We start from the raw sequence: 15,145 nt of genomic DNA on the forward strand, positions 1-15,145 counted from the left end.
GGGGTGGAAACCCCCTGGCATATGGTTCTGATGGGCTGCCTGTACCTCCTGGCCGGGGTGCTCCATTTTATCTACCCAAAGGTATACCAGAAGATCATCCCCCCCTGGATCCCGGGACCAAAACCTATGGTTTACCTCAGCGGCCTGCTGGAAATTGCCTTCGGGGCAGCGCTTTTTTTCCCGGCGACCCGCGAAACAGGCCTTTATGGCATCCTCGCCCTGCTTTTTATGTTTATTCCCGTACACATACACATGCTCCGCGACCGGAAGGCGGCCATGGGCCTGCCCTCCTGGTTTTTGGCCTTGCGGATCCCCCTTCAGGGCCTGCTGATCTACTGGGCCTTTAGCTACCTCTGAACCTTGTAATCCCCTATCTTTGGGAAACGAGAGCCCCGCTATGAAAATCACCAGTACCAATACCGCCCAACCCGTGGAAATCCTGTGGAAAGGACAAAACCAGGTCACGGGTATCTACAAGGCGCCCCGTCCGGAGGGGATTTTCCTCAAACTTTCGGGGGTGGAGGGCGATACCATTGGCAACCCCAAAGCGCACGGGGGTGCCCTGAAGGCCTGTTACCTGTTTTCGCATGAACAATACCCGTACTGGCGGGAACAGTACCCCGGCCTGAGCTGGGAATACGGGATGTTCGGGGAGAACCTCACGGTAGCAGGGCTCGATGAAAGCCGGCTATGGCTGGGCAGCATTTACCGCGTCGGGGAAGCCCTGCTGCGTATCACCACCCCACGGGAACCCTGCTACAAACTGGGTATCCGTTTTGCCGACCAGGGGATTATTGAAAAATTTCACCAAAGGGGATACCCGGGATCGTATGCCCAGGTCCTTGAAGCCGGGGCGGTCCGCCCGGGCGATGCCATGGAACTGCTGGAGGCGCCCGAACAGAAGATCAGTATTGCCGAATTCTACAGGCTGCTTTTCTTCGGGCCCGGGGACGGGGAACTGGTCAGTAAAGCCCTTTCCCATGCCTGGCTGCCCGAATTAAAAAGGCAACAACTCCTTAAAAGAGGCTGAAAAGAAAAGGGGGCCAAAGCCCCCCTCTCCTGAATTAAACCAAACTAAACTAAACTAACCGATGCCTAGCGCGACACCCTCACGGAGGCCGAATACAGGTCTTCGCCGTTGCGCACTACCACGCTGTAAGTACCGGAATAGGCTTGCTCGAAACTGAAGGCCTTTTCCACCACAGGGGTTTGCTCAAAAATCTGGAGGTACAATACCCGGTTGTCGCTATCGAGTACCTTTACGGTTACTGATTCCCCTTCGAGGTTCAGCAGGTTTACAAAAACCTTCTGGCCTTTGGTCTGTACCACCGGGGTACCGGCTTTGATCTCCTTAACCTCCACCGGGTCCTTTACGGGATCTGTGGTTGCTGCTCCTGCTTTTGCCGTAACGGCCAGTAATACAAGGGCTGCGCTGAAGTTTTTCAAATTTCTTTTCATGACTGTTTGTTTTTTGATTAACAGGTACAAATTTAGGGGGGGAGCCCCCGGAAAACTTCCACCGGATTATCCAATATATGTTCTATATTATCGCCTCCTGGTGTTAAAAACCTCTTAAATGATAATATAGCATAGTTTTTGGTTAATTTCGCACCATCTCCCGGGTTAGAGCCAACGTAATTTAGTGGACAGGAAGACTTTTGCTATGAACACACTCATCAGCCCAAAACCAGCTTTCGAATCCATTGCCCCCGATTTCGGGCATTCCTATACCTATCAAAAATTCGATGCAAGCCGGCCGAACAAAAACAATGTATGGCATTACCACCCCGAAGTGGAACTGGTTTATGTAAATGGCGGAACGGGCAGGAGGCAAATCGGAAGCCATATCTCGTATTATACCAACGGAGACCTCATCCTGATCGGTTCCAACCTGCCGCACTGCGGATTTACGGATGCCTGTACGGGGAATACCAGCGAATCCGTGGTGCAGATGAAGGCCGACTTCCTCGGACCCGATTTTATGAACCTGCCGGAAATGACCGGAATCCGCAGGCTATTTGAAAAATCGAAGGCCGGGTTGGCCTTTACGGGTACGGCAAAGAAAATAATCGGGGAGAAAATCGAAATCCTGGAGTATAAATCGGAATTCCAGCGACTGCTGGCCATCCTGAATATCCTCAACGAACTGGCCAATACCTCGGAATACGAGCTTTTGAACGCCGACCACCTCTCCATGGAGTTGCAATCGAAGGAAAACGAACGGATCAATGACATCTTCAATTATGTGAAGGAGCATTACCAGCAACCCATTTCCCTGGAAACCATGGGGGACCTGGTGCATATGACCGTGCCCTCCTTCTGCCGCTATTTCAAAAAGGTCACCAATAAAACCTTTGTGCAATTTGTGAATGAGTACCGGCTGGTACACGCTTCCAACCTGCTTTCCGAAAACAAGATGAGCATAACGGAAATCTGCTACGAGAGCGGGTTCAACAATTTTTCGCATTTCAACAAGTCGTTCCGGGCCTTTACGGGCATGAGCCCCTCCCGGTACCGCAGTGAGCTGAAATCGGTGGTGCGCTGATGGAACTGTTGCAGGCAGGGTCGGCCCTGCTCCCCGATGCGGAGTTGAATTATATCCCCGGGTTCCTACCCCAGGGACATGCAGACACCCTTTTCAGGCTCCTTTTAGAGCAGGTGCCCTGGAGGCAGGACGACATCCGCATTTTCGGGAAGACCTACCCCCAACCCCGCCTGACCGCCCTTTATGGGGAATCGGGCAGGACCTACACCTATTCGGGCATCACCATGCACCCGGAACCCTTCCCCCCTGCCCTGGAAACCCTCCGCAACTCCATAGAGGAGCAATCAGGGCATGAATTCACCACCTGCCTTTTGAACCTTTACCGGGACGGGGAAGACAGCAATGGCTGGCACGCCGACAACGAAAGGGAACTGGGGCCCAACCCGGCCATCGCCTCTGTTTCCCTGGGACAAGTCCGGGCCTTCCACCTCAAACACCGGACAGACCCCGCATTGCGTTTCAAGCTCCTGCTGGAACACGGGAGCCTGCTGCTCATGGGCGGGGCCATGCAGCACCACTGGCTTCACCAGGTGCCAAAGACCCGGAAACCGGTGGGCCAACGGATTAACCTCACCTTCCGAAAAATCCTCGCCCAGGGGCACCAATAGGATTGGCATGTTCCCATTTTGCAACGTATTTTTGAACCATGGAGCGCGATTCTTTACCCGTGGAAGACAGGGACCGCATTATCGAGATGGCCTGGGAAGACCGCACGCCCTTCGAGGCAATTACGGGTCAGTTCGGGCTTTCCGAGGCGGAAGTCATCGTGTTGATGCGCCGGGAATTGAAACCGGGAAGTTTCCGGCGCTGGAGGAAGCGGGTACAGGGAAGGGCTGCCAAGCACCTGGGGCTGCGCCCGAAGGGGGTGACCCGGTTCAGGTGCTCACGCCAGCGGGCCATTAGCAGAAATGCAATTTCGAAGCGGAAGTAGCCCCCTATCCATAAATCCGGTTAAGGACCTCTGCCAAACGGAGCCCTCCCAGCAAGAGCTGCTGCTCCACGGTGTCCCACCACTGGTAGCTGTAGTCGTAGCCCAGTTTTTCCCCCGCCTCCACGGAGTCATAGACCTCATTGGTCACCTGGTGCACCTCCCCCACCCAATCGAGCAGGGTGCCTTGCTGCGCGGCTTTCATTTTGTGGCGCGACCACCTCGGAAGGGTCCCGGCCAATTCCGTATAACTCATCCCATAGCTGTCGATCAGGTTGGAGTCCCATAGCCGGTGCAGGTTAGAGCCCCGGCCAAACCATTGCACCTGGATGTCGTTGCCCCCCCGGTCTTCCTCCCGGCCCAGGTGCATCGGCTGGTGCAGGTCCCCGATAAAATGCACCAGCATTTTAAGGTAAAATACCTTTTCGTCCCGTGGCGTTTCAGGGGTTTCCAGGACTGCAATACATTTTTCAATCGCCACCACCAGGTCCCCTTCCGGACTCAGCTTCCCTTCCCCATATGCCTCGTCGGGTCCGAAATTCACGTAATGCCAGGGGGTGAACCGGTCATAGGTGCGGTCAGATTTTATGTCATCGGCAAAATTGGATACCTCTGCCAGGCCCTCCCCCCCGAGGAGTTCGGCCACTGCCTTCCGGGCCTTCCTGGACAGGTGCATCTGCGCGACTTCCCCAACCACCCGATGGCCGGTCTTTCCCCAATAGGGGGCTCCGGCCTGCGCCATTAAGGGTAGAATAAATAAGAGCAGGAGGATTTTCTTCATGGTATAATTTTTCGGCGTAAAAGTACATATTCCCGAAAAAAAAGTCCCTGGAATTCATAGGGGGTCGGGTCGAAAAAACGGTTAAAGGTTCCTTAAAATACCTTTTTTTTGGAAGGATAAGGTTACATTTAGGGTCGATTAAACCAAACGCATGCAAAGATTAAGGTGGCTGGTGGTTTTCCTGCTGGTTCCTCTGCTTTCATACACGCAAAACCTTCCCGAAAAGGCTTTTACAGTTCGATATGTCACTGACCCCGTCGTGCTTGACGGCGTTCTTGACGAATATGTCTGGTCCCTGGCGGAAGCGGCAGAAGATTTCTGGGAATATTTTCCCGTAGACAGTATTTCCGCCCGGCAGCAGACCGAAATCAAGATGCTCTATGACGACACCAACCTCTATGTGGGGATTACGGTGCATACCGCAGGGAGGAACTATGCTATAGAGTCCCTGCGGCGCGATTTCCGCGCCGGGAATTCCGATAACATCACCCTGCTGTTCGACACCTTCAACGATGCCAACAATGCCTTCCTGTTTGGGATCAATCCCTATGGGGTACGCCGTGAGGGTTTGGTTTCCGGGGGCGGGCTCGACCTTCGGGGGTTTACGATTTCCTGGGACGTAAAGTGGAGAGGGGAATCGAAGATCTACGACAACTATTACACTTCCGAACTCATCATCCCCCTGACTTCCTTCAAATTCAGGGAGGGGGAAACCAAGTGGCGGTTCAACAGCTACCGGTTTGACACCCAGTCCAACGAGCAGAGTACCTGGGTACACATCCCCCAGAACCAGAATATCTACGGGCTGACCTTTATGGGCGACATGGTCTTTGAAAGGCCCCTGGGCAAATCGCGCACCCCCTTTGCCCTGATCCCCTATATAACTGCAGGCAGTTTTAACGACCGGGAAAACCGGGAAAACGAAAACTTATTTAAGGTAGGCGGCGATGCGAAGGTTTCCATCGGCAACAGCATGAACCTGGATGTGACCCTGAACCCCGATTTTTCCCAGGTGGAAGTAGATGACCAGGTGACCAACCTCAGCCGTTTTGAGGTATCACTGCCTGAAAAAAGGCAATTCTTCATAGACAACAACGACCTCTTCGCTGATTTTGGGGGTTCCCGAGACGCCAACCCGTTCTTTTCGCGCCGCATCGGGATTGCCGAAGACACCGCCGGAAACACCATTGAGAACCGCCTGGTAGGCGGGGTCCGCCTAAGCGGGAAGTTGAACCCGAAACTGCGGCTTGGTTTCTTCAGCATCCAGACCGAAAAGGACGCCCCCAATGAAATCCCGTCGAACAACCATACCATGCTGGCTTTACAGCATGTGGTCTTTGCCCGTTCCAACATCGGCCTGTTTTTCATCAACCGGGTGGCCGGGGGGAATGATGATTTCATTTCCCGGGACGAACGTTTCAATCGTGTCCTGGGCCTGGACTATAACCTGATTTCCCAGGACAACCTGTGGAACGGGAGGTTTTACCTGCACCGTTCCTTCCAGCCCGATGCCAGCGGGAAAGACCTGTCTTCAGGGGCTACCGTGCGCTACAATTCCCGCAATTACGGCGCCTTCACAGACTGGGTTTATATCGGGGAAAATTTTCGTTCCGACCTCGGGTTTATCCCCAGGGTCGACATTGTGAAAGGGACCAGCGGTTTTTCGCGCACCTTCTGGCCGGAAGACAGTTACCTGAACAACCACACCTTCCAGTTGCTTTCCCAACAGATCTGGAGCCCCAGCCTGGATATGCAACTTACCGATTACCGGCTGCAGGGGTCCTGGGAGGCCCGCTTCACTGACCAGTCACAGGCAAGCATCGAGATGCGCTCCCAATATACTTACCTGTTCGACGATTTCGATCCCACCGGGTCGGATGGGACGCCGCTCCCTGAAGATTCGGATTATTACTACAATAGCGTCCGCCTGGATTACCAGTCCGACAGAAGGCGGATTTTTTCCTATCGCGCCCAAAGCACCATAGGGGAATTTTTTAACGGGCAGCGGTTTTCCCTGGAAGCCGGGGCCAACCTCAGGATTCAGCCCAGAGCCTTCCTCTCGGTGCAGGTGAATTACGACAAGCTCATGCTACCTGATCCGTTTCCCTCTGCTGATATCTGGCTTATCGTACCGCGCATGGAGCTTACCTTTTCCAGGTCCTTGTTTTGGTCGACCCTGATCCAGTACAGCAACCAGAGGGACAACCTGGGCATCAACAGCCGCCTGCAATGGCGCTTTGCCCCCCTTTCGGACCTGTTTCTGGTCTATACCGACAATTACTTTGTGGACACCTTCAACCCCAAGTTTCGCTCCATCAACCTGAAGCTCACTTACTGGCTCAATATCTAAGCCCCGGGGGGCTGCCTTCGCGTTCCTGAATTTTACCCTATCTTTTCCGGCAAAAACTTCCCGGAATGGAAACACCCCTGATTACTGACGACACCATCGTATTCGGATTGCTGGCCCTATGCCTGGGGCTGGTATTCTATACCTCGGGCCTGCAAAAGGGATTTTGGAAACAATTCTACAACTGGGTGCCGGCCATCCTTTTATGTTACCTCCTTCCCGCCATCCTGGCGAGCCTTGGGATCATTTCGGATGAACATTCCCGGCTGTACTTCATGGCCAGCCGCTACCTGCTGCCGGCGGCCCTGGTGCTGATGACCCTCAGTATCGACCTGAAGGCCATCGCCCGGTTGGGCTCGAAGGCACTGATCATGTTCCTCACCGGAACCGCGGGGATTATTATCGGCGGGCCGGTGGCGATCATGCTGGTTTCCCTTTTTTCCCCGGAAACCGTTGGGGGAAATGATTTCGATGCCATCTGGAGGGGCCTGGCGACCATTGCCGGCAGTTGGATCGGCGGGGGCGCCAACCAGGCTGCCATGTTCGAGATCTTCCAGTTCAACCCCGACCGGTATGGGGAAATGATCCTGGTGGACGTGGTATGCGCAAATATCTGGATGGCGATCCTCTTGCTGGGGGTGGGCCGGAACCAGGCGATCGACCGTTGGCTGAAAGCCGACTCCTCGTCCATTGAAGCCCTGAAAAAAAAGGTGACTGCCTTTTCGGAAAGCATCACGCGGGTCCCCAGCCTGAGGGATTACCTGATAATGCTTTCCCTCGCCTTTGTGGCCGTCGGCCTGGCCCATTTCCTCGGAAATGGCCTGAGCGGGCGACTGAGCGATTCCTTTGAGTCCGTAAGGGACCCCAAAAGCTTCCTCTCTTTCCTCGGGGGGCAATTTTTCTGGATGGTGGTCCTGGCCACCCTGGCCGGCATCGGCATGTCCTTTACCCGGGCCCGGAACTACGAGGGGGCCGGGGCCAGCAAACTGGGAGGGGTTTTTATCTATATCCTGGTCGCCACCATTGGCATGAAAATGGACCTTGGCCGCATCCTGGAAAACCCCGGGCTCATCCTGCTGGGGCTCATCTGGATCGGCATCCATGCAGGCCTGCTCATTTTAGTGGCCAAACTGATCCGGGCACCTTTCTTTTTCCTGGCCGTGGGGAGCCAGGCCAATGTGGGCGGGGCGGCTTCTGCCCCTGTTGTCGCAGCGGAGTTCCACGCCTCCCTGAGTTCCGTAGGGGTCCTGTTGGCTGTGCTGGGCTATGTGGTGGGCACCGGGGGCGCCCTCTTTTGCGCGTACCTCATGGAAGTGGCTTCTTCCCTGTAAAGGAGTTGCTGCATTTTAGAAAAATAATGCATCTTTGCCCCCTAAAACAGTCCTATGAGCAAGTACTTTCAACTCCTGGGGATCCTTTGGCTTCTGGCTTCCTGCGCCTCAGATGACCCCAGGGCCATCATGGTGGTGGAAGGGAACATAGCGGGCCTTAAAAAAGGCACCCTCTACCTGCAGCATATCCCGGATTCAGCCCTGATAAACCTGGACTCCGTGGAAATAAACGGGGACGGGAAGTTCAGCCTTCAAACCCGTCTTTCCGAGCCCGATGTATACTACCTCTACCTTAAAAGCGCCGACAACAATGAACTGGACGACCGAATCCCCTTTTTTGGGGAACCCGGGCCGGTACGGATTAATTCAAGGTGGAATGCTTTCGAAAGCGAAGCCAGGATTGAGGCCGGGGAAATGCAGAAAAAATTTGAGCAATTCAGGGAAAACCTGTCCCGCTTCAACCTGCAGGAACTGGAACTGGCACGGGAAATGGTGGCCCTGCAGCTCCCCCGGGACTCTACCTTACTCGATTCCCTTCAACGCGCCTCGGAAAGGATCCTGAAGCGCAGGTACCTCTACGCCATCAACTTTGCGCTGAATAACCGGGATTCCTACATGGCCCCTTATATCGCCTGGGCGGAGGTGCCCGATGCCAACCCAAAGCTCCTCGATTCCATCTACCGGGCGTTGCCCCCGGAGATTGCAAGTTCCAAATACGGAAAGAAATTACAGGGACTTCTGGAAAAGGCCCCTTGATAAGGGGATTCAGCCAAGCGTATTGAGTCGCTCAACCAACTGGGTCGCTTCTTTTTCCAGGGAGGCGCGGATCTCTTTGAGGTGGGCCTTCCGGTTGGGGACATCTTTTTGGTTTACCTGCGCAATGAGGGTATCAAACGTCTCGATCGCCTGGTCGATTATGGCTGTCCCTTCCTGGGACCCTTCCTTTTGCTGGGTATTTTCGAGGATGTAAACGGCTTCGATGATATCGCCCAGCACGTTGTTGATGTCTTTTTTCAGGTCGCGTATGCTCGCCATGGGATTTGTTTTGCGCAAAAGTACAACTTCCCCGGTAGAAATTGCAAAAGCCTACGGGCTTACTTCAAGAAGCCTGCAACCCCCGGAGTTGATCTGTACGCTGCCTGCTGCGGCCGGGACCAGCACGGTTTCCCCCATCCGTACCTGCACGGCCTGCCCATCGACTGCAATCACGGCCTGGCCCCCAACGCAAAGGAAAATGGTGAAGGCCTTCCTCCCCCGGAGGTCGCGCTCCAGGTTTTTATCCACCTCCAGGTATGCGGTTTTAAAATACGCACTGTCGACCATAGGGTTTGGCTGATTCCGCTTCCGCCCATAGGAGCGCCTGAAATCGTCTTTTTGCTGGAAATCCATAGCTTCCAGGGCCAGCTCGGTGTGCAGCTCCCGAAGGTTCCCGTTGGCATCCCGGCGATCGAAATCGTAGATCCGGTAGGTGACGTCGGAACTTTGCTGGATTTCCGCCAGCACGATCCCCCCGCCGATGGCGTGGATTTTCCCGTTATTGATGAAAAAAGCATCGCCTTCCCGCACCGGCTCGTAATGCAACAGGTCCAGAAGCTTACCCCCTTCCAGGGCCTGCAGGTATTCCTCCCGGCTGACATCCCGGTTAAAACCGATGATCAGTTCCGACCCGGGTTCTGCATCCAGGATATACCACATCTCGGTCTTTCCAAAAGAGTTATGACGCCTGCGCGCCAGGTCATCCCCGGGGTGGAGTTGTATTGAAAGGTCCTCGCGGGCGTGAAGGAATTTGATCAGTATGGGGAATTCCGTCCCAAACCGTTCGAGTACCCCGGTTCCCAGGAGGCCTTCGGGAAAGGTTTCGATAAGTTCCCATAGCGATTTTCCGGCATAGGGCCCATTTGCGATTACGGAAACGTCCCCGGCAACCCCGGAGAGCTCCCAGCTCTCCCCGATGTCTTCCCCCGAAACGTCCTTGCCCAAAAAAGTTCGCAGCTTGTTGCCGCCCCAGAGCCGTTGCTTGAAAATCGGATGGAATTTAAGGGGGTATACTTCCATGCTACAGGTTCTTGATGGCCTTCAGGGCATTCTGTACATGGCCGGAGGCGCGCATTCCTTCAAAGGCCATGACCACCACCCCATTGCGATCCACCACAAAGGTCTCCCGCCCGGGCAACAGGTTCAAAAAACGGTTCTCGACCCGAAATTGCTTTCGGGCCTTCCGGTCGGGGTCGCTCAGCAGGATAAAGGGCAGGCGGTGCCTTTTTGAAAAACTGCGATGGGAATCCTGCGAATCCGAACTGATGCCGACCACCAGGGCTCCGGCTTCGGTAAAATCTTCATAGTGGTCCCGGAAAGCACAGGCCTCGGCCGTGCAACCCGGGGTGAAATCCTTGGGATAAAAAAAGATGACCAGGGGGGCCTTGCCCACATGGTCATTGCTGTGGAACCAGTTTCCCTCCTGATCCTTCAGGGAAAATTCCGGCATGGGGCTTCCTACGGGCAATCCCATTTATTTCCCGGTATAGGTTACAAAATTCCGGGGGGTCTCGAAAAGCACTACTTCCAATTCCTGTTCAGCGGGAAGGTGCGGGCGTAACTTGTTCCAGATCACCACGGCAATGTTCTCCGCCGTCGGGTTCAGGTTCCGGAATTCCGGCACCTCCTCGTTGAGGTTTTTGTGGTCAAACGCTTCTTCGACTTCCTCGCGGATCAGGTCCTTAAGGTCCTTCATGTCGACCACAAACCCGGTACGGGGGTCAATGGGCCCCGTAAGACTCACAATGAGCTCATAGTTGTGCCCATGGAAATGGGGGTTGCTGCACTTCCCAAAAACCTGTTTATTGGCCTGGTCATCCCAATCGGGCCGGTAAAGGCGATGGGCTGCATTGAAATGGGCTTTCCTGCTGACTTTTACGTTCATAGGCCTCTTTGCTTTTCCTTTTGGATGTGGGTAAAAAAGCGATCAAAGATAATGCGGAACCAGGCGGTGTACCGCCCGGGGTTAGTGACAAGGTCGGCGCGAATTCCATCCAGGCTCATCCACTTCCACCCGGCTACCTCTTCCGGGTTCACCTCTGGCTTCCCCTCGTAATAACCCAACAAAACATGATCCAGTTCGTGTTCAGTAAGGCCGTTGTCAAAAGGTGCTTTGTAAATAAAGGAGAAGAGTTCCTCCAGTTCGGTTTCAAAACCCATTTCCTCCCGAAGCCGGCGCTTCCCGGCTTCAATATTGCCTTCCCCTATACGCTGGTGGCTGCAACAGGTGTTGGTCCACAGCAACGGGGAATGGTACTTGTGGGCCGCCCGCTGTTGCAGGAGGACCTCCCCATGCCCATTGAGGACAAAAACGGAAAAAGCCCTGTGCAGGACGGCTTTTTCATGGGCTTCCATCTTGGGCATGGTGCCTATAACCTCGTCTTCGGGGGTAACCAGAATAACCTCTTCTTCTCTCACATCCCAAAAATACGGCCTTTGGCCAAGAATTGGGTTAAGGCTTTGCTAAAATTAACAGGGCACGGCGCCTAGAAGAACCGGGGCGACTTTATGTTTCCCACCGACCGGATAAAGTCATACCTGAGGATTACCTCAAAGGAGCCGTCGTTGAAAATGGCGCCGCCGAGCTCGGTAATCTCACGGTCGTAGGCCAGGCCAATAAGGAAAGCCGGCGATAACTGGAACCCTACCATCCCGCTGACTGCCGCATCCCAGCGATAGGCCGCCCCCATGATGAACTTCTCGTTGTACATGAAATTGGCCGACACATCGACCTGAAGGGGGGCCCCCATGGCCATCTTGGTAAGCAGGGTTGGTTTGAATTTCCAGAGCGGGTGGAAATCCCAGACATATCCTGTAATCAGGTAAAAATTCATCTGTTCATCGGCTGTGGACAGGGAAGATTCCTCGAAATGGGTGGTTTCCAGGAACCTGGGTACCGAAAGCCCTGCATAAAACCGCTGGGTATGGTAGTATACTCCTGCCCCGACATTGGGCGAAAGCCTGTTCTGAATGTCCTGCTGGAGGGTAGCGTCAGGGTTGGTAGGGTCCTGGGTCAACTCCGAAAACCGGATGTCGAGCATATGGACACTCCCTTTGAGCCCGAAACTGAGCCGTGCATCCCGGGCCAATTGTAGGGTATAGGAAAAATCGACATCAAAATAGGTTTCCGAAGTCGGGCCGATCTGGTCATTGACAATGGAAAAGCCGAGCCCCACCCCCCGGTACCCTACAGGGGTGTGCAGGTTCAGGGTCTGCGTTTTCGGGGCGCCATCCAGGCCCACCCACTGAGACCGGTGCAGGGCGGCGATGCTCAGATGGCCCCTTGAACCCGCATAGCCGGGGTTTACGCTCACCGTATTGTACATGTACTGGGTGTATTGTGCATCTTGCTGGGCCCGAAGGCCCTCCAGGGTACCAAAGGCCACTAGCAGGGTGCAGAAAACACATCGCAGAAACTTTTTGTTTTGGGGTAAAAGCTGCATTGGGCTATCGGTTTAGGTAAAGGTATCCGCTGAGGGTTTTCATTTGTCCATTTTCTCGTTGGTACTCCAGGATATAGAAATAGGTTCCCACCGGAAGTTTGTTGTCCTGTGCAACCGTGGCCCTGCCCTGGGAGGTGCCGTCAAACACATTGCCCTGGGTATTGTAAGCCCGGGTACTGAAGACCAGCACGCCCCAACGGTTGTAGATCCGCACGGTATTATTCGGGAAATTCTCGATGTTTTCTATTTTGAGTACATCGTGGGAACCATCCCCATTGGGGGTCACCACATTATATACTACAAGGTCATCGCCGACCTCTGCCGGATCGAGGTAGTCAGGGATGCCATCCCCATCTTCATCGTCGTTTGCAAAGATGCCATCGCCATTGGTATCCTCCTGGGCCGTGGGCAGGCCATCCCCGTCATCGTCCGTATCGCGGTAATCTGCTTCCCCGTCGGAATCCGTATCGGGAAGGTCTGTTCTGGGGTCGTCAATCTCGTCATTGACATCCAGGTCAATAGCAGTTTGCCCTTCATACCCGTCATCGAGGCCATCGTCGTCCTTGTCGGACCCGATGAGGTCGACGTCTGCGATGCCGTCGCGATCCCAATCATGACCTTCAATGGCGTCCAACACCCCATCCCCGTCGCTGTCGGGATCCACGTAATCCGGCAAGCCGTCCCCGTCGGTATCTTCAGGGATCAGACCTATCGCCCCCCCGCTTTCATAGGCATCGTCAAGGCCGTTGTTATTGGTGTCAACGCCGGATGGAGCGAGGTACCCGAGGGTAGTCTGTGCCTCAACATTGTCGGGGATGCCATCGTTGTCGGAATCGATATCCAGGTAATCGGGGAAACCGTCCCCATCCGTATCGGTCGGGTCGGTGGACGGGTCCCCATCCCCATCCAGGTTCAGGTCTTCAAAAGCATCCACGATACCGTCGTCGTCGCTATCTATATCAACCAGGGCAGGATTGACCACCACGGTAACCGTGGCGGTGGAGCAGTTGCCCTGGGTATCGCAAAGGGTATAGGTAAAACTGTCTGCCCCATTGAAATCCGGGTTGGGTGTATAAACCACCAAATCGTCGGAAAGATCCCCGGGGGTACCGTTGTCCTCCAGGGTCACCGTCCCATTGGATGGGTCGGTGAACGTCAGGGTCCCGGAAGCGGGGATATCGTTGTCATTAGCCAGGATGTCAACGGACACGGCTTCATCCTCGAGGGTAGCCACCGTATCGTCAAGGGCATCCACCACGGGCAATACCTCCACGGTAACCGTGGCCGTGCTGCAATCGCCAGCCGTATTACAGATCGTATAGTCAAACCCATCCGGACCATTGTAATCCGGATCAGGGGTATACGTCAGGATATCATCTGTTGGGTCGTTGGGCGTCCCGTTATCGTCAATGGAGACCGAGCCATTGGCAGGGTCCGTCGCCGTCAGGAAGCCCTGCTGGGGCAGGTAGGGATCATTGTCATAAATCGGGACCACGATGGATTCATCCTCATTGACTGCTATAAGATCATCTACCAGTTCCGCGGCCTGCTGCATGCAAACCACCGTAAAGGAGGGCAGCGCCATGGTATTGCCCACCTTGGTTATCGAAGCCGTGTAGGTAACTACTGTTTCCGTAGCCGTTACAAGGGGCCTCAGGGGGTCCCCGGAAACTGCAGGGCTCCAGCTCACCGTGGCCGCCCCGGTCACATTGGCGGTGATATCGAGGGTCACCTGGTTGTCGGGGGCATTGCAATCGGTCAGGATAAAATACCCGGTGGCATTGGAGCCGCAAAGGGTCCCGTCATAGGTGGCAAAATAGACCCCGGGCCGGGTGGCTTCATAAAAGAAGTCCGTGCCGAGGACGGTCCCGGGTTGGGTGGCTTCATACCATCGGTAGTTGGCTTCGTCCCCTGAATTGGGTGCCTGCAGCAGGAACTGGGCCCGGACCTGCAACCCCCCAAGGAGTAGCCAGGCCAATCCGGCAAAAAGCAGTGAAGATGTGAGGTTCCCTTTCAAAGGATTGGTGCTAAACTGTTGATGATTATTTTACGACAAAGACTACGTTGATCAGTGAATTGTAATCCGCCGGCTGCCCGATGATATCATAGGTCAGCACCCCGTTGGCATTGATACTCATGTTGGCAAAGACAGCGGGGTCGGCATAGGTGACATAATAATACAGGTCCGTGGCGGCGTAGGTGGGTACCGCAGCAGGAGCTCCGGCACTGGCCACTGCAGGGGTCCCGAACTGGGCCAGATACTGGGCATATAAATCCACGGTTAATCCGGTGCCATTGGTTGAGGCGTCGATGGCAATAGAGGGCGGATAAAAAATCCGGGCCGCCTTGGAGGTGATCGGGGCAATGGCCTGCAGGGCGCCCTCTGTCGTCGTTTCGTTTACTGCGTCCCCATCCATATCCACGGCAGCGTCCAGATTGACTTCGGAAGCCGTTTGGTCATCGGTGTTATCCAGGTATGGGGACAGGTCCACAGTGTTACCGTCCTCAATGCCCAGGGTGTTCCCACTCAGGGTCAGGTTCTGGTCATCGGTGTTGTCCAGGTAGGGTGTCAGATCCACGCTGCCCCCGTCTTCAAGGGTCAGGGTGTTGCCGCTCAGGCTAAGCCCCTGGTCGTCGGTACCCACCAGAGATGAAAGATCGATGGTCTCCGAGGTCCCGTTCTCAATCCCGATGGTAAGGTCGGTACCCACCAATGAAGATCCCGAGATGTTCTG

At 54.8% G+C, this 15,145-nt stretch carries 18 protein-coding genes; 8 read left to right on the forward strand and 10 right to left on the reverse strand.

What is annotated here, in order from left to right:
- Positions 1-21: 21 nt before the first annotated feature.
- Complete coding sequence (locus tag NG653_RS11580; protein ID WP_252741871.1) at positions 22-357, forward strand: DoxX family protein; 336 nt, start codon at positions 22-24, stop codon at positions 355-357.
- Positions 358-397: 40 nt separating this feature from the next.
- Complete coding sequence (locus tag NG653_RS11585) at positions 398-1,030, forward strand: MOSC domain-containing protein (RefSeq protein ID WP_252741872.1); 633 nt, start codon at positions 398-400, stop codon at positions 1,028-1,030.
- 65 nt (positions 1,031-1,095) lie between these two features.
- On the opposite strand, the gene NG653_RS11590 is transcribed toward NG653_RS11585, so the two are convergent.
- Positions 1,096-1,458, reverse strand: coding sequence for a hypothetical protein (locus tag NG653_RS11590; RefSeq protein WP_252741873.1), 363 nt, complete (start codon positions 1,456-1,458; stop codon positions 1,096-1,098).
- A gap of 205 nt (positions 1,459-1,663) precedes the next feature.
- Here NG653_RS11590 and NG653_RS11595 point away from each other — a divergent pair, with 205 nt between their 5' ends.
- The 3 genes from NG653_RS11595 to NG653_RS11605 are packed head-to-tail and all read left to right on the forward strand — an operon-like array spanning position 1,664 to position 3,476.
- Positions 1,664-2,545, forward strand: coding sequence for an AraC family transcriptional regulator (locus NG653_RS11595; RefSeq protein ID WP_252741874.1), 882 nt, complete (start codon positions 1,664-1,666; stop codon positions 2,543-2,545).
- Complete coding sequence (locus NG653_RS11600) at positions 2,545-3,153, forward strand: alpha-ketoglutarate-dependent dioxygenase AlkB family protein (RefSeq protein WP_252741875.1); 609 nt, start codon at positions 2,545-2,547, stop codon at positions 3,151-3,153. The genes NG653_RS11595 and NG653_RS11600 overlap by 1 nt, the downstream gene beginning before the upstream one ends.
- 38 nt (positions 3,154-3,191) lie before the next feature.
- A complete protein-coding gene (locus tag NG653_RS11605; RefSeq protein ID WP_252741876.1) occupies positions 3,192-3,476 on the forward strand; it encodes a TIGR03643 family protein in 285 nt (94 codons plus the stop codon).
- A gap of 4 nt (positions 3,477-3,480) precedes the next feature.
- Here the strand turns inward: NG653_RS11605 and NG653_RS11610 are convergent, their stop codons facing one another.
- Positions 3,481-4,254, reverse strand: coding sequence for a S1/P1 nuclease (locus tag NG653_RS11610; RefSeq protein ID WP_252741877.1), 774 nt, complete (start codon positions 4,252-4,254; stop codon positions 3,481-3,483).
- Positions 4,255-4,405: 151 nt separating this feature from the next.
- Between NG653_RS11610 and NG653_RS11615 the strand changes: the two genes are divergently transcribed.
- The 3 genes from NG653_RS11615 to NG653_RS11625 all read left to right on the forward strand — a co-directional run bounded on the left by NG653_RS11615 (position 4,406) and on the right by NG653_RS11625 (position 8,688).
- Complete coding sequence (locus NG653_RS11615; RefSeq protein WP_252741878.1) at positions 4,406-6,604, forward strand: DUF5916 domain-containing protein; 2,199 nt, start codon at positions 4,406-4,408, stop codon at positions 6,602-6,604.
- A gap of 65 nt (positions 6,605-6,669) precedes the next feature.
- Positions 6,670-7,932 carry a DUF819 family protein gene (locus NG653_RS11620; RefSeq protein ID WP_252741879.1) on the forward strand — a complete coding sequence of 421 codons (1,263 nt, stop codon included), beginning with the start codon at positions 6,670-6,672 and terminating at the stop codon, positions 7,930-7,932.
- Positions 7,933-7,986: 54 nt separating this feature from the next.
- Positions 7,987-8,688 carry a DUF4369 domain-containing protein gene (locus tag NG653_RS11625; RefSeq protein ID WP_252741880.1) on the forward strand — a complete coding sequence of 234 codons (702 nt, stop codon included), beginning with the start codon at positions 7,987-7,989 and terminating at the stop codon, positions 8,686-8,688.
- Positions 8,689-8,697: 9 nt separating this feature from the next.
- On the opposite strand, the gene NG653_RS11630 is transcribed toward NG653_RS11625, so the two are convergent.
- The 8 genes from NG653_RS11630 to NG653_RS11665 form a co-directional block, all read right to left on the reverse strand.
- Positions 8,698-8,967 (reverse strand): hypothetical protein, encoded by a 270-nt coding sequence (locus tag NG653_RS11630; RefSeq protein WP_252741881.1) that lies wholly within the window; start codon positions 8,965-8,967, stop codon positions 8,698-8,700.
- A gap of 51 nt (positions 8,968-9,018) precedes the next feature.
- The gene (locus NG653_RS11635; protein WP_252741882.1) at positions 9,019-9,987 is read right to left on the reverse strand and encodes a type I phosphomannose isomerase catalytic subunit; all 969 of its coding nucleotides are present in this window, start codon (positions 9,985-9,987) and stop codon (positions 9,019-9,021) included.
- 1 nt (position 9,988) lies between these two features.
- Positions 9,989-10,441, reverse strand: coding sequence for a peroxiredoxin (locus tag NG653_RS11640; RefSeq protein ID WP_252741883.1), 453 nt, complete (start codon positions 10,439-10,441; stop codon positions 9,989-9,991).
- A complete protein-coding gene (locus NG653_RS11645) occupies positions 10,442-10,852 on the reverse strand; it encodes a 6-pyruvoyl trahydropterin synthase family protein (protein ID WP_252741884.1) in 411 nt (136 codons plus the stop codon).
- Positions 10,849-11,385, reverse strand: a complete 537-nt coding sequence (idi, locus tag NG653_RS11650) for an isopentenyl-diphosphate Delta-isomerase (protein ID WP_252741885.1) — start codon at positions 11,383-11,385, stop codon at positions 10,849-10,851. Before idi ends, NG653_RS11645 begins: the two co-directional genes overlap by 4 nt.
- 68 nt (positions 11,386-11,453) lie before the next feature.
- A complete protein-coding gene (locus tag NG653_RS11655) occupies positions 11,454-12,410 on the reverse strand; it encodes a PorP/SprF family type IX secretion system membrane protein (protein ID WP_252741886.1) in 957 nt (318 codons plus the stop codon).
- 4 nt (positions 12,411-12,414) lie between these two features.
- On the reverse strand, positions 12,415-14,427 hold the full coding sequence (locus NG653_RS11660; protein ID WP_370281135.1) for an Ig-like domain-containing protein: 2,013 nt from the start codon (positions 14,425-14,427) through the stop codon (positions 12,415-12,417).
- A 25-nt stretch (positions 14,428-14,452) separates the two neighbouring features.
- Positions 14,453-15,145: hypothetical protein (locus NG653_RS11665; protein WP_252741887.1), on the reverse strand; the 693-nt coding region annotated here is incomplete at its 5' end.

The organism is Robiginitalea marina, assembly GCF_024006985.1.
GTDB lineage: Bacteria > Bacteroidota > Bacteroidia > Flavobacteriales > Flavobacteriaceae > Robiginitalea > Robiginitalea marina.